The sequence below is a fragment of the Geobacillus sp. YHL genome (assembly GCF_022341265.1).
In the GTDB taxonomy this organism is placed as follows: domain Bacteria; phylum Bacillota; class Bacilli; order Bacillales; family Anoxybacillaceae; genus Geobacillus; species Geobacillus thermoleovorans.
Genome location: NZ_JAEIGB010000003.1, coordinates 164,739 through 178,952 on the forward strand (window position 1 = coordinate 164,739; position 14,214 = coordinate 178,952).

Annotated in this window: 16 protein-coding genes; 10 read left to right on the forward strand and 6 right to left on the reverse strand. The window is 49.2% G+C overall.

Annotation, left to right across the window (positions count from 1 at the left end; all coding sequences use genetic code 11):
- Positions 1 to 4: 4 nt before the first annotated feature.
- The gene (locus JCR24_RS05210) at positions 5 to 496 is read right to left on the reverse strand and encodes a YajQ family cyclic di-GMP-binding protein (protein ID WP_015374092.1); all 492 of its coding nucleotides are present in this window, start codon (positions 494 to 496) and stop codon (positions 5 to 7) included.
- 288 nt (positions 497 to 784) lie between these two features.
- On the opposite strand from JCR24_RS05210, the gene JCR24_RS05215 reads away from it, so the two are divergent.
- Genes JCR24_RS05215 through JCR24_RS05240 form a run of 6 tightly spaced genes read left to right on the forward strand, consistent with a single transcriptional unit; the run spans position 785 to position 6,419 of the window.
- Positions 785 to 1,444 (forward strand): GntR family transcriptional regulator, encoded by a 660-nt coding sequence (locus tag JCR24_RS05215; protein WP_015374093.1) that lies wholly within the window; start codon positions 785 to 787, stop codon positions 1,442 to 1,444.
- A gap of 7 nt (positions 1,445 to 1,451) precedes the next feature.
- Complete coding sequence (locus JCR24_RS05220; protein WP_015374094.1) at positions 1,452 to 2,654, forward strand: CaiB/BaiF CoA transferase family protein; 1,203 nt, start codon at positions 1,452 to 1,454, stop codon at positions 2,652 to 2,654.
- 2 nt (positions 2,655 to 2,656) lie between these two features.
- Entirely contained in the window at positions 2,657 to 3,556 is a 900-nt protein-coding gene (locus JCR24_RS05225; RefSeq protein WP_015374095.1) for a hydroxymethylglutaryl-CoA lyase, read from the forward strand.
- Positions 3,553 to 4,593 carry a TRAP transporter substrate-binding protein gene (locus tag JCR24_RS05230; protein ID WP_033005420.1) on the forward strand — a complete coding sequence of 347 codons (1,041 nt, stop codon included), beginning with the start codon at positions 3,553 to 3,555 and terminating at the stop codon, positions 4,591 to 4,593. The genes JCR24_RS05225 and JCR24_RS05230 overlap by 4 nt, the downstream gene beginning before the upstream one ends.
- A gap of 54 nt (positions 4,594 to 4,647) precedes the next feature.
- Positions 4,648 to 5,145 carry a TRAP transporter small permease gene (locus JCR24_RS05235; RefSeq protein WP_015374098.1) on the forward strand — a complete coding sequence of 166 codons (498 nt, stop codon included), beginning with the start codon at positions 4,648 to 4,650 and terminating at the stop codon, positions 5,143 to 5,145.
- Positions 5,142 to 6,419, forward strand: coding sequence for a TRAP transporter large permease (locus JCR24_RS05240; protein WP_015374099.1), 1,278 nt, complete (start codon positions 5,142 to 5,144; stop codon positions 6,417 to 6,419). The genes JCR24_RS05235 and JCR24_RS05240 overlap by 4 nt, the downstream gene beginning before the upstream one ends.
- Before the next feature lie 52 nt (positions 6,420 to 6,471).
- Here JCR24_RS05240 and JCR24_RS05245 read toward each other — a convergent pair whose 3' ends face one another.
- Positions 6,472 to 6,603: a DUF3941 domain-containing protein gene (locus tag JCR24_RS05245; RefSeq protein WP_008879040.1), complete on the reverse strand. Its 132-nt coding sequence runs from the start codon at positions 6,601 to 6,603 to the stop codon at positions 6,472 to 6,474.
- A 234-nt stretch (positions 6,604 to 6,837) separates the two neighbouring features.
- Here JCR24_RS05245 and JCR24_RS05250 point away from each other — a divergent pair, with 234 nt between their 5' ends.
- Positions 6,838 to 7,932 carry a Fic family protein gene (locus JCR24_RS05250; RefSeq protein ID WP_238980217.1) on the forward strand — a complete coding sequence of 365 codons (1,095 nt, stop codon included), beginning with the start codon at positions 6,838 to 6,840 and terminating at the stop codon, positions 7,930 to 7,932.
- Positions 7,933 to 7,988: 56 nt separating this feature from the next.
- On the opposite strand, the gene JCR24_RS05255 is transcribed toward JCR24_RS05250, so the two are convergent.
- The 4 genes from JCR24_RS05255 to JCR24_RS05270 all read right to left on the reverse strand — a co-directional run bounded on the left by JCR24_RS05255 (position 7,989) and on the right by JCR24_RS05270 (position 10,521).
- On the reverse strand, positions 7,989 to 8,852 hold the full coding sequence (locus JCR24_RS05255) for a DegV family protein (RefSeq protein ID WP_062898456.1): 864 nt from the start codon (positions 8,850 to 8,852) through the stop codon (positions 7,989 to 7,991).
- A gap of 161 nt (positions 8,853 to 9,013) precedes the next feature.
- Positions 9,014 to 9,214 carry a DUF3813 domain-containing protein gene (locus tag JCR24_RS05260; RefSeq protein WP_014195081.1) on the reverse strand — a complete coding sequence of 67 codons (201 nt, stop codon included), beginning with the start codon at positions 9,212 to 9,214 and terminating at the stop codon, positions 9,014 to 9,016.
- A 2-nt stretch (positions 9,215 to 9,216) separates the two neighbouring features.
- On the reverse strand, positions 9,217 to 9,369 hold the full coding sequence (locus JCR24_RS05265) for a hypothetical protein (RefSeq protein WP_011230248.1): 153 nt from the start codon (positions 9,367 to 9,369) through the stop codon (positions 9,217 to 9,219).
- A 345-nt stretch (positions 9,370 to 9,714) separates the two neighbouring features.
- On the reverse strand, positions 9,715 to 10,521 hold the full coding sequence (locus tag JCR24_RS05270) for a Cof-type HAD-IIB family hydrolase (RefSeq protein ID WP_021322547.1): 807 nt from the start codon (positions 10,519 to 10,521) through the stop codon (positions 9,715 to 9,717).
- A 116-nt stretch (positions 10,522 to 10,637) separates the two neighbouring features.
- Here JCR24_RS05270 and JCR24_RS05275 point away from each other — a divergent pair, with 116 nt between their 5' ends.
- The 3 genes from JCR24_RS05275 (at position 10,638) to JCR24_RS05285 (ending at position 14,095) form a co-directional block, all read left to right on the forward strand.
- Positions 10,638 to 11,405: an alpha/beta fold hydrolase gene (locus JCR24_RS05275; RefSeq protein ID WP_011230250.1), complete on the forward strand. Its 768-nt coding sequence runs from the start codon at positions 10,638 to 10,640 to the stop codon at positions 11,403 to 11,405.
- 202 nt (positions 11,406 to 11,607) lie between these two features.
- Entirely contained in the window at positions 11,608 to 11,979 is a 372-nt protein-coding gene (locus JCR24_RS05280; RefSeq protein WP_011230251.1) for an ArsR/SmtB family transcription factor, read from the forward strand.
- On the forward strand, positions 11,969 to 14,095 hold the full coding sequence (locus JCR24_RS05285; RefSeq protein WP_011230252.1) for a heavy metal translocating P-type ATPase: 2,127 nt from the start codon (positions 11,969 to 11,971) through the stop codon (positions 14,093 to 14,095). Before JCR24_RS05280 ends, JCR24_RS05285 begins: the two co-directional genes overlap by 11 nt.
- Positions 14,096 to 14,214 lie beyond the last annotated feature (119 nt).

A 14,214-nucleotide genomic window follows, 5' to 3' on the forward strand; every position in this document is an offset into this window, starting at 1 on the left:
TGTTTCAGCGGTAGTTCACAAACTGCACGTCAATCGGCAAATCGGCTTCGCGAATGGCGGCGATCACTTTTTGCAAGTCGTCTTTGCTTTTGCCGCTGACGCGGATTTGGTCGTCCTGCACTTGGCTTTTCACTTTCAAGCCGGTGTTTTTGATGATCGTGTTGATTTTTTTCGCATTTTCTTTGTCGATCCCTTGGACGAGCTTGGCGCGCTGGCGCACCGTGCCGCCTGCGGCCGGTTCGATTTTGCCGTATTGGATGTTTTTCGTCGCCACCCCGCGCTTAATCAGCTTGCCGATGAGCACGTCTTTTAGCTGCTCAAGCTTAAACTCGTCGTCAGAGATGAGAACGAGCTCGTCTTTCTCGAGCGAAATGTCGCTTTTGCTTCCTTTGAAGTCATAGCGCGTCTTGATTTCTTTCATGGCGATGTTGATGGCGTTGGCCACTTCCGCCAAATCGACTTTCGATACGATATCGAACGAACTTTCTTTCGACATAGGCGACCTCCCGGGCGTGTGATGTACTTTCATTATAGAAAATGATGGGTGGGAAGGCAACTATAAGCAAGGGAGAAGGCAGACTCCCCTTTAAGCAGAAGTTCGAAGCAATGGGCGGTTTTACTTATGTGTCGGATGAAGCAGTATATCTGAGTTATGGTCTTTTTCGTTATAAAAATCAATGTCATAATTTTTTCCCTTGTTTCATAAATATGATGACAACAGAGCCAATCGGCTCAACATTGAGCATGTCCTGTATACAGTCGACGAAAATGAAGGTGGTTAACGTTGAAACAGCAAATAGTGAAAAAAGAAACGTTGAAAAAGCAAGTGTATGAATATTTACGTGAGGAAATTATTACAGGAGGATTTGCCCCAGGGGAAAGACTCGTAGAGGAAAAAATAGCGAAACAAATTCAAGTAAGCCGAAGTCCTATTCGCGAAGCGATCCGCATGCTCGAAAAAGAGGGGCTTGTCACCGTGAATAAGGGGGGAGGGGTGGCGGTATTCAGCCCTGATATTGAAAACTTCCAGTATCTTTATGAATGCAGGGTGGTGCTTGAACCACTTGCCGCCTACTATGCTGCACAGAGAATAACGAAAAACCAAATTGAAGATCTTAGGAGACAGCTCATTGGCATAGATGCACAACCGTTGGGGCTAAAAGAAATTCTCGAGATGAATACAAAATTCCATGAGGGGATCGTAGAAGCTAGTCGAAATCCGTTTTTAATTAGGATGATCGAACAAATCCGCGGCATAAACAGTTTGTACAGAGTTGCTATCTTAAAACAAAATATGTTGCGGATGAAATCAGCTATTCAAGAACATATTCAAATATTCGAAGCCATTGAAAGAGGAGATGCAGACAAAGCAAGGGAATGCATGGAAAAACATATTGAAAGCGATTACAAGTATTATATAAGCATTTACCAAGGGAGGAAGTGAAAAAAGGGTGTCCAAGACATTGCCTCTAGAAGGCATAACAGTATTGGAAATGGGGAATTTTGTAGCGGCGCCGTTTGCGGGGAAAATCATGGCTGAATTTGGCGCAGAAGTGATTAAAGTTGAAGAACCGGTATCGGGAGATCCGCTGAGAAGCTGGCGGATTATGTACGGCCACTCTTCGATTTGGTGGTATGTACAAGCCAGAAATAAAAAATCGATTACAGTGAATTTAAGGAAAACGGAAGGCCAACAGATCATTAGAGAGCTCATCCCGAAAGTTGATGTCGTGCTGGAAAACTTTAAACCGGGAACGCTCGAAAAATGGGGGTTGGGTTATGAAGAGTTAAAGAAAATAAACCCGTCTATCATTATGACAAGGATATCCGGGTATGGCCAAACTGGACCTTACCGGGATAAGGCCGGATTTGGAAGTGTGGCTGAGGCGATAGGAGGATTGCGATATTTGACGGGTTATCCAGACCGTCCCCCGGTAAGGGTGGGAATCGCGATTGGAGACCTCGTTGCAGGGTTGTATGCCGTGATCGGAACGTTAATGGCGTTGCGTGTCAGACAAGAAGATAAAGAAAGAAAAGGTCAGCTGATTGATGTCGCCCTTTACGAATCAGTGTTCAGTCTATTGGAAGGCGCATTGCCAGAGTATGTGTTAAGCGGTGTTGTAAGGGAGAGGACGGGCAGCACTCTCCCGGGTGTGGCGCCATCGAATACGTATGAATGCAAAGACGGAAAGCATGTTGTTATCGGGGGAAACAGCGATAATATATTCCAGCGTCTCATGAAAACAATTGGGCGTCGTGACCTTGCTGATCATCCTCAATACGCTAACAACCAAGGAAGAGCAGAACATGCTGAGTTGATTGATCAAGCAATAGAAGCATGGACGAAACAGCACACGTTGGAAGAAGTGCTAAACGCCCTCGATGAAGCATCCGTTCCGGCAGGACCTATTTATAGTATTCGAGATATTGTGAATGATATTCAGTATAAAGAGAGAGGCATGTTATTGCCGGTAAAACTAGAGGACGGGACGGAGTGCCTGTTCCCCGGCATTGTTCCAAAATTGTCTGACACTCCAGGGCAAATGAAGTGGGTCGGACCGAAGCTGGGAGAGCACAATGAAGAAGTGTATGTAAGGATGCTCGGTTATTCTCATGACCAACTCACACAATTGAAAAAGGAAGGGGTGATTTAAATTTGGCGGACGTCCAGATTATTGATGTAAGTCCTAGGGACGGATTGCAAAACGAACCGGCTATCGTTCCCACTGAGAAAAAGAAAAGGCTGATTGAAATGCTTGTTGACTCCAATGTGAAGAAAATTGAAGCCACCTCTTTTGTTCATCCCCGAAAAGTTCCGCAAATGGCCGATGCTGAGCAAGTCATAAAGCAATGTGAAACGTTTGGTGAAATTGAGTTTGTGGCATTGATTCCAAATCAAAAAGGATTCGAGCGGGCGAAACAAACAAACGTGTCTGAGGTGAACTGGGTAACAGCCGCCACCGAAACATTCAATTGCAAAAACATTGGGATGAGCATCGACGAAAATTTCGGGCAGTTCAAAACGATTGTTCAAGAAAGCAAGGCATTGAATATAAAAATCTGTTTTTCCATAGCGGTAAGTTTTGGTTGTCCTTATGAGGGAGAAGTAGCTCCAGCAAAAGTTATATCCTTGGTGGAACGCGCGGCGGAAGTCGGGGTTGATCGGATTGGGATCGCCGATACGATTGGAATCGCAACTCCTAAACAAGTTAAACAACTGCTCGCTGAAGTGATGCAGGTGGTGCCATCCATTCCTATTGCGATTCATCTCCATGATACAAGGGGGCTGGGATTGGCCAATGCTTATGCGGCATTGGAAGCGGGTGTGAACATATTTGAAACGTCTGTCAGCGGCATAGGGGGATGTCCTTTCGCCCCAGGAGCGGCGGGCAATTTAGCAACCGAAGATTTGGTTTATATGCTTGAACGAATGGGGGTTAGAACAGACATTGATTTTGAAAAATTGCTGGCGGCGGCTGACTTCGCTGCTAGTCTTACATCCAATCAACCATTAGGGAGAATAAGACAAGTAGAAAAAAGGGGGAAGTGCAAGTGAGAAAACGAGCGTTGTTTGTGGGAGCTTTATTGACTGCTTCCATTCTGTTAAGCGCATGCGGCAAAAGTTCTTCCACAGCGGAACCACAACCGAATAAAGGTGAGGAAAATGGATATGAACCTGTCACCATCAGGCTGGCTTACAATCTTCCGCAAGATCATCATATTTCCATTGGCGTCGAAAATTTCGCCAAAACGGTGACAGAAAAATCAGGAGGCAAGGTGAAGATTCAAGTATATCCTGCTGGGCAATTGTTGAGTGATAAAGAGATGAACCAAGCCATACTAACCGGCGGGGTGGAGATGGGGGTCAACTCCTCAACACTGTGGGCTTCTACAGTTCCAGCAATGGGGATTTTTGATGTCCCGTACGCTTTTCCTAACCATGAAACAGCTGGCAAAGCGCTGTCTGGAGAGTTGAGAGAAAAGTTGAACAAGGCGATGGAGGAAAAAGGGGTAAAAGTTCTCATGTATGCCGATTATGGCTATGCACAATTTGCCAACAACGTCAGACCGCTTAAGTCACCTGAAGACTTTAAAGGATTGAAAATACGCAGCATTGGCGACATTCCATCGGAAATGATCAAAGCTTATGGGGCATCGCCGGTATTTTTGGGAGCAGGGGAAGTCTATACAGCGCTGCAAAGAAAAACAATTGATGGAGCGACATCAGGGACGACAGCGATGCTTCAACGGCATTACGATGAGGTCGCTAAGTATTTAACGATAAACAATTATTCCTACTTGGAGTTCATCCTTGCGGTCAATAAAAACTTTTGGGATCGGCTTCCTGAAAAAACGAAACATCTCTTAACGGAGACTGCACAGCAAACGGAGCAATGGATTAGGGCGAAAGCGAAAGAGGAAGATGAACGAACGGCCAAAGAATTAGCAGAAAAAGGGATGGAAGTGTACGTTGTTCCCGAATCGGATCTTCCAAAATGGAAAAAGGCCGCCCAACCAGCAAGGGAAGTGTATATCGAGCGAGCTGGGGATTTAGGCAAAGAGTTGCTCGATATAGTGGAAAACATCCAGTGAGTAGGGAAGACGGGGAGGGAAGGCTCCCTCCCTTATTGGTTAAGGAGGTCAAGGATGAGGAGGTTATATCATTTCTTAGATCGTTTGATCCAAGCAGGCGGGGCGATAGCGGGAATATTGATCATATTAACCACAGGCATGACAACGTTTGACGTTATCGCTAGGTCGGTGTTTAACCGTCCGACTACTTGGGCTACGGAATTATGCATATACGCCATTATTGGGAGCTGTTTTCTCGGTTCTGCCTATACGTTGAGAACATATTCCCATATTACAGTTGATTTACTAATCAATCTTGTGCCGAGCAAGGTGCAAAAAATATTGGCGTATGCCTCGAATGTATGTGGATTCATTTTCAGTCTTATTTTTACGATTTACAGTGTCGAACATGTTGTCAACACATATCAACTAGGGACAACTTCATCATCATTATTGAGGATTCCTATGTATCTTCCAGAAATGTTTCTCCCGATTGGCGGTTTACTTCTTTGTATTGCTTTTATATTGCAAATCGTAGACGGAGAAGCGCAAAAGGGGGATGGGCATTTATGAATGCGGCGTTTTTCCTTGGTGGAATGGCTGTACTGCTATTGATCGGACTGCCTGTCGCGTTTGCGCTCGGCTTATTGGCAGTTGGCGGCATGTATCTGTTCAATGGCGGGACGTTTTCTTTTTCACAAATTCCGATCATTTCTTACAAATCATTGGATGATTTTACATTGACCGCCTTGCCGATGTACGTTTTGATGAGCCAAGTTTTAGTAGTGAGCGGCGTTGGGCGCGATTTATATGAAATGGCAAGTAAATGGTTTCGGCATCTTCCTGGAGGACTAGCAATTGCCACATTGTTCTGCTGTGCTATTTTTGCGGCGATTTCCGGTTCGAGTGTTGCCACTGCTGTGACTGTTGGGGCGGTCGCGCTTCCGGAAATGACGAAGCGGGGATATGATAAAAGAACAGTTCTTGGCCTGTTGGCTGCCGGGGGAACATTAGGCATTCTCATTCCTCCAAGCGTGCCGATGATTATATACGGTTCCGTGACAGGAGAATCGATTGGGAAACTGTTTGTTGCCGGAATTATCCCAGGAATATTATTAACGATAATATTCATGATCTATGCTTCATGGAAGACGTGCCACATAAAGGAAAAGCCAGCGACATGGGTAGAGAGATTCGAAGCGTCGAAAAAGGCCATATGGGGACTTATACTGCCCATCATTGTCATAGGAGGAATCTATACAGGAATCTTTACCCCTACGGAAGCTGCTGCCATTGGGGCTATGGCCAGTATTTTGATTTCCATTTTCGTATATAAAAACTTCACGACTTCTAATATTAAAACAATTGTCTTATCAACTGTCAAAACGAATGCAATGATTTTAATGATTATTGTCGGAGCTATGCTTCTTGGGTACATCATGACTATATTGCAAATTCCGCAGACCATTACGCAATTTGCCACTTCACAACAAGTATCTCCTTGGGCCATTTTCGTTTTAGTGAATATTGTGCTGCTTATTTTAGGCTGTTTTCTTGAAACTATATCAATCCTTGTGATTACACTGCCTATTTTGTATCCTATCATCACAGCTTTAGGGTTTGACCCCATTTGGTTTGCGGTCGTTATGGTCGTCAATATGGAATTAGCCCTTATTACACCGCCGGTAGGGCTGAACTTGTTTGTTTTGAAAGGACTGGACAAAACGAATACGATTGCCGAGATCGTAAAAGGCGTAGTGCCTTACGCTCTCATTATGATGCTGTTTATCGTTGTGCTGGCCATTTTTCCGGAATTGACAACGATCCTGATAGACCGTGTGAAATAGGCAAAATAGCTGAAGCTGCCTACATTTAAAGATAGGCAGCTTTTGTTGTGATTTATAAATGATCCGTCTTCTTCGAATACGCGAACTTCCCGGCTTCGCGGTTTTTTTCGCGCATCATGTTTTTCTCATGGCGCTTCGCTTGGTTGTCGCGCGCTTTTTTGTCATTGTCGCTCGTGTTTGGCATCGGTAGCCCTCCCTTGTTTCGATCGTCCATCATTAGTATGCGGCAAATGGAAATGAACTATATGGAAATAGGGGAAGGTAGTTTGTGGAAAGATAAATGGAGAATTTTTCTTAACAAATGGTTCGCTTCAGAGTATAATTAAGTACAAAAATAGAGATAAATGTTTGTAATAGGGTAAATATAGGTGTTTAACGATCATTTTTTATCTAAAATGTTCGTAAAGGGGAATGAAAAATGAAACGAAAACCGTTTGTCCCCTTCAAGCTTCCTCTTAGCGAAGATGTCGTGAATCAAATGCGTTTTCTTCGCGAATTGATCGAAGCGAATAAGGCGATGGTTGAGTATCAAACGATGCTGCGGCATTCAAAGCTGCATCCGCGATTTCTGCTCAGACCGATCATGCTGAAGGAGGCGGTGCAGTCGACGAAAATTGAAGGGACACAAGTGACATTGGATGAAGTGATGGAGACTGAAGCACAAAGCAGAAAAGCGAACAGCGATGTGCGAGAAGCATTAAACTATTATGAAGCATTAGTGGCAGGGATGGATGCGCTGAAAGAGATCCCCATTTCGACTCGGTTGTTTAAGCAGTTGCATCGAATTTTGTTGTCAAACGATGTACGCGGATCCCATCGGTCGCCAGGGGAATTCCGAAGGGTGCAAAATTTCCTCGGTCCGGAAGGATGCACGATTGAAACCGCCACTTACATTCCTTCGGAGCCGCATCTTGTCAATGAGTATATGTCAAATTTAGAGAAATACATTCATGAACCGAACGATGATTATGATGAATTAGTGAGAGTAGCCATAATTCATGCGCAGTTCGAAACGATTCATCCGTTTCTTGACGGAAACGGTCGGATTGGAAGAATTTTGATTCCGCTCTATTTGTATAGTAAGGGTGTCATCGATTACCCGAACTTTTTTGTCAGCGATGTGCTTGAACGGGATAAGCACAAGTATTACCGCTATTTGAATGATACCCGCTACAAAGGCGACTGGACGCAATGGATTCAGTTTTTCTTGCAATGCGTCCATTTACAAGCGAAACAAAATGTTCGATTGATTCAAAAAGTAAACGATTTGTATGAAGAAGATTTGGAAAAGGCAAGTGCGCTTGTGAACAGCCATAATATTCGAACCGTTGTCAATGTCATGTTCCAGCACCCGATTTTTACCGCGAACATGATGGCGGAGTTGACCGGTTTGCCGGAAGCAACGGTTCGGCGCTATTTGAATCGGTTTGAGGAACAGCAACTCATTTTCTCAGATGGCCGGATGCGGTCCAAAACGTACTACTACTACAACCTTCTTGATCAACTTCGGTGATGAGGACAGGCGCCTGTGTTGTGCAGGCGCCCGTGTTTCGTCCGGCGGGAAAGGCGTCAGATCTCAATATATTTGTTCAGAAAAAAGAGGGCAATCGTCCCCGGTCCGGCGTGTGCGCCGATGGCGCTGCCGATGTCGGAGAGGAAAAAGCGCGTGCAGCCGTGCGTTTCTTCGATCATTTGTTTCAGCTCCAAGGCGGTTTCTTCGTCATCGGCATGGCTGATGCCGATCGTTTGCTTTTGCAGATCGTCGCCGCGTTCACCCATCAACTCGACCATGCGTTTCAACACTTTTTTCCGCCCGCGCCATTTTTCAAGCGGGACAAGCGCTCCGTCCTCGACGTGGAGAAGCGGCTTGATGTTGAGCAAGCCCCCAAAGGCCGCGGCGGTTTTGCTGATGCGGCCGCCGCGCGCCAAGTAATCCAAGTTGTCAACGGTGAAAATGTGTTCCATATGGCGGCAATACGCCTCGATCGTTTCACAAAGCAAGTTGTACGGTGTGTTTTGTTTCGCCAGCTCGACTGCCTTCATGACGGCGAGCCCTTGGCCAAGAGAGGCGCATTTCGAGTCGATGATCGTCAGGCGAAATTCCGGATATTCACCAAGCAGTTCGCTGCGCACGGCCATCGCCGTTTGGTATGTACCGGATAATTTCGATGAAAAGGCGATGTAAAGGCATGGCCGGTTTTCTTTGGCGTATGGCAAAAACAGTTCCTTCATCGCCAGCGGGCTTGGCTGTGCCGTTTTCACCGTATGCCCTTGGCGCATGGCGTCATATACTTGCTTCGGCTCGATTGTGATGCCGTCTTCGTAATCTTGGCCGTTCCAATGAACGACAAGCGGCAAAAAGGCGATTTGATGCTCGCGAATGTACGACTGCGGCAAATCCGCTCCGCTGTCGGTGATGATTTGAATGGACATGGTTCGTCCCCCTTTTTTGTATAGCCGCATCGGATGAATGGGCGATTTTGGCCGGTGAACAGCGATTCATTATCTTCTCTTAGTGTAGCGGTTTTCCGGACGGAATACAATGGAAAATCGGCAACGGGCGAAAGAAACAGCTGCGGGAAGCCCGCAGCCGTTTAGTGGGTGAGCTCGTCCAGCTCGGCTTGAAATTGACGCAACTGCGCTTTTTCCGCCGTGTTGGAATGCGCATAGGCAGATGACAAGGCGTTTTTGGCGATGGCAATGGCGCGGTCGACGTTCATGTCGATTTCGCCATTGGCCGCTTGTTTCGCCTGCGCGACCGCTTTGCGCGCCTCTTGGAACAGGCGGTTGCCCATCGCTACGCTCCTCCAAGCGACGTTTCCATCGCTTTTTCCGCTTTGCGCGCTTCCGCCTCGGCGTACGTTAAATGATAAGGGATTCGCTTGTCATGCCGTTCAACCGCATCGACGCTTTGTTGGACGAAACGCTTCGATTTGTTTCGTTTGCCCATGACGGATTCCCCCTTTAAAATATGAAGACGCGCGTTGCGTCACGTATAGTGTAACCGCACGGGGGGAACAGTAGTAAGGAAATTCGTTACAACACAAGTCGCTCTACAAAGCGGCAAGGCGGTTGGAGCAAGGCGAAAAGAGAAGCATCAGCCAGCGTTTAGATTGTAGGAAGCAGATAAGGCTGGTGATGGAACGCGGAAAACGCTCCAGCAAAGCGTTCGCCAACGGAGCAGCATCGAAACAGTTCTTTTTTCTGTTCATGAACATTTTGGAGAAACGCGCTTTTTCATCCATCTTAATCGACGGCGCCAAAAAAGGCGGCTCGGAAGCCGCCGCGATGGAAACTACAAACGAAGCAAATCCTGCAAATATACACCGACGCCGTCTTCTTCATTGGTTTTTGCCACATCGTCGGCAATGGTTTTCAACGGTTCGATGGCGTTGCCCATCGCAACACCGAGACCGGCCCAGTCGATCATCTCGAGGTCGTTGTCTTCATCGCCAAAAGCAATGACGCGCTCCCTTGGGATGCCAAAATAGTCGGCGACTTGTTTTAAGCCTGCAGCCTTATGGACGCCATGGCGGATGATTTCAATGACATGCCACGGTTCGCTCCAGCGCCGTTGGTGAATGACGTTGGCGTACACATTCGCTAAGTGTGATTGAATCCGCTCGATATGATCATCGTCCGTGTACACGAGCACGCTCGTCGGATCTTTGCCGAGCGAGCGGCGCAAATCACCGATTTCCACGGTCGGGTTGCCAAGGCGGACGATGTCAAGCAACACCTCGTCATGTTGGTGGAAATAGACATCGTCTAACACTTCGGCCATCATATTCTTGATTCCATAGGATTCGCTGATTTCAACAATGTCTTTGACGATCGCAAGCGGCAGCGGGTAATGGTGCATGCCCCACGACGGCTGGCGCGGATGGTGGACAAACGCGCCGTTGAAATTGACGATCGGCGTTGCAAGGCCAAGTTCTTCGTAGTACATGGAGCTTGCCCGGTACGGGCGGCCGGTGGCGATGACAACAAAATGGCCGGCGTCGATGGCGCGGCGGATGACGTCTTTGGTAAATGGAGAAATCGTTTTATCCTCTTTGAGCAACGTTCCATCCAAATCCAACGCGATTAAATACGGCTTCATGTCCGACTCCTTTGCCCTCGTTATTCTTTACACTACATAGTGTAACTCTTTTCCAAAATCGCTGTCCATATGGTAAACTATACAGCGATGGAAAAAGAAAAGGGGTTTGTGCAACCATGGTGATCATTGAACAGGAACAGTTGGCCGGCGTGCCGGTTCTTCACGTTGTCAAGCCGGAAAAGCGGGACGAACGGCTGCCGCTGATTTTCTTTATCCACGGCTTTACGAGCGCCAAAGAACATAATTTGCATTTCGGCTACTTGCTCGCCGAGGCGGGCTACCGCGCTGTGCTTCCCGACGCGCTGTTTCACGGTGAACGGGACGAAGGCTTGAGCGAACGGAAATTGCAGCTGTCGTTTTGGGACATTGTTGTGCGCACGATCACCGAAATCGAGGAGATGAAAAACGACCTTGTAAGCCGCGGGCTGGCTGACCGAGAACGGATTGGGCTCGCTGGGACATCGATGGGCGGAATCGTCACGTTCGGCGCGCTCGCCGTCTATCCGTGGGTGAGGGCGGCGGTGGCGCTCATGGGCTGCCCGAACTACAGCGCCTTTTTTGATGAGATGATTGAAGAAGGAAAGCGGCGCCAAATCGACATTCCGCTGCCGCCGACGCTGCTTGCGCTCGAAAAAGAAAAGCTCGCCCGCTACGATTTATCCAAGCAGCCGGAAAAACTCGACGGCCGGCCGCTGTTCATCTGGCACGGGAAAGCCGACCAAGTCGTCCCGTATGCTTATACATATGAGTTTTACAAGCAAATTAAACCACTTTATGAAGGAAACGAAGACCGGCTGCAATTCATCGCCGACCCGCACGCCGGCCATAAAGTGACGCGTGAAGCGTTTTTGGAGACGGTGCGCTGGTTTCGCGAGCATGTGTAAGCAAAATCGGCAATGAGGAAACGAACATGTTTGTGGTCAGCTAAAGCGTGCTTCACAAGAGGGAATCCGCCTTTTAAAAACAAAAAAGGCGGATTTTTCGTTTGAGCACATTTTTTGTTCAAATGAATATTTGAATATAAGGGGGAGATATGCTATTCTATATTCAAACGAATATTTGAATATTGACAAGGAGCGAGAAGGAATGCACCGTCATGATGTGTGCGACGTTTACTGTTATGACGAAGAGAAGGTCGAGCGGGTTCAGAGGCGGCTTCGTGATGAAAACATTGCCGCGATCGTGCCGTTTTTCAAGGCGCTTGCCGACGAAAATCGGGCGAAGATCGTGTATGCGCTTTGCGGTGAAGAGGAGTTGTGCGTCTGTGACCTAGCGAACGTCATTGGTGCGACGGTGGCGACGACATCGCATCATTTGCGCATCTTGTACAAACAAGGCATCGTGAAATATCGGAAAGAGGGAAAACTCGCCTTTTATTCACTGGATGACGACCATATTCGCGAGCTGCTGCTTGTCGCGCTCGCCCATCGGAAAGAGGGGGACGGCCGTGGGGAATGAACAAACATTAGATCGGCTCGAGGCCAAAACATACCGCGTGCAAGGACTGACGTGCACAAACTGCGCAGCTAAGTTTGAGCAAAACGTGAAATCCTTGCCCGGCGTGAAAGAGGCGAAAGTGAATTTCGGCGCCGCCAAGCTCACCGTTTGGGGCGAGGCGACGATTGATGAGCTTGAACAAGCGGGAGCGTTTGAACGCCTGAAAATTCGTGAAGAACGCGAGCGCACCATCCGGCGGGAGCCGTTTTGGAAGAAGAAAGAGAACAGGAACGTCCTTGTCTCTGCTGTATTGCTTCTGATTGGCATTGCGGCCGATGCGGCGGACAAGGGGATGCTGGCGATTGCGATGTATTTGGCGGCGATCGTGATCGGCGGCTACTCCCTGTTCTGGACGGGGCTCCGGAATCTGGCCCGCTGGCAGTTTGATATGAAAACATTAATGACGATCGCTATTCTCGGTGCGGCGGCGATCGGCGAATGGCAAGAGGGAGCAGTCGTTGTCATTTTATTTGCCATCAGCGAAGCGCTCGAGAGCTACTCGATGGATCGAGCACGGCGGTCGATCGCCTCGTTGATGGAGATGGCGCCCGCTGCAGCGACGATTCGGCGCGGTGCGGAGGAGGTGACCGTTCCGGTCGAAGACGTTCGCGTCGGGGATGTCATGATCGTCAAGCCGGGTGGAAAAATCGCTTTGGACGGCATTGTCATAAGCGGCGCCTCCACAGTGAATGAAGCGGCGATCACCGGCGAAAGTCTGCCGGTGGAAAAAGCAGTGGGGGATGCAGTGTTTGCCGGGACGCTGAATGGAGAAGGATTCCTCGAAGTTGAAGTGACAAAGCGGGCGGATGAAACGACATTGGCGAAAATGATTGATCTTGTAGAAGAGGCGCAAGCGGAGCGGGCGCCGTCGCAAGCGTTCGTCGACCGGTTTGCTCGCTATTATACGCCGTTTATTATCGTGACCGCGCTTCTGATCGCCATCGTTCCGCCGCTCGTGATGGGCGGGGAGTGGCTTGATTGGATTTACCGCGGTCTTGCTGTTCTTGTCATCGGCTGCCCGTGCGCGCTCGTCATCTCCACCCCGGTGGCGATTGTGACGGCCATCGGAAACGCGGCTCGGCGCGGCGTGCTCATCAAAGGCGGCGTGCATCTCGAACAAATCGGCCGGCTGCGTGCCGTTGCCTTTGATAAAACCGGGACGTTGACGAAAGGGAAACCAGCCGTGACCGATGTCGTCGTGTATGAAGGAACACGTGAGCAGCTGTTGGCCATCGCCGCCGCCATCGAAAAACGGTCGCAGCACCCTTTGGCTTCTGCCATCGTCCGCAAGGCGGAAGAAGAGGGAGCACCGTTTCTTGATGTGGCCGTCGAGGAGTTTCAATCGCTCACCGGCCAAGGAGTGAAGGCGGTGATTGCGGGGAACACGTACTATATCGGCAGCCCCGCTTTGTTTACCAGTTGGATCGGGAAGTTGCCCGATGAAGCGGAAAAGCAAATCTCTGCCTTTCGGGACGAAGGAAAAACCGTGATGGCCGTCGGCACGGCCGATCGGCTGTTGGGGCTTGTCGCCGCGGCCGATCAACTGCGGCCGTCCGCCCCGGAAACGGTTGCCGCGCTGCGGCGCCTTGGGGTGGCGGAAGTGGTGATGGTGACGGGCGACCACGAGCAAACCGCACAGGCCATCGGCCGTCAAGCGGGCGTATCCGATATTCGCGCCGAGCTCCTTCCGGAACAGAAGCTGGCGGCGATCCGCGAGCTGAAAGAACGTTGCGGCATGACCGCCATGGTCGGCGACGGGGTGAATGACGCCCCTGCCTTGGCCGCGGCCGATATTGGTGTGGCGATGGGCGGGGCGGGGACGGATGCCGCCTTGGAAACAGCCGATGTTGTGCTCATGGCCGACGATTTGCGCCAGCTGCCGTACACCGTCCACCTTGGGCGCCGAACGCTTGCCGTCATCCGGCAAAACATCGCCGTCGCCTTAGGGCTTAAAGTGCTGGCACTCGTGGCCGCCGTCCCGGGCTGGCTCACCCTTTGGCTCGCGGTGTTCGCCGATATGGGCGCGACGCTGCTAGTGACACTCAACAGCATGCGCCTATTGCGGGTGAAGGAATGAGACGGGGCTGCGGGCAGCGAGATACATCGTCCAACTTAGAAGAAGTGCATTTGTCCTCTCTCATGAAATGCGTGGAAAATATGGGTGCTTTCTGACGATGAGAGACGGTATAATGAAGA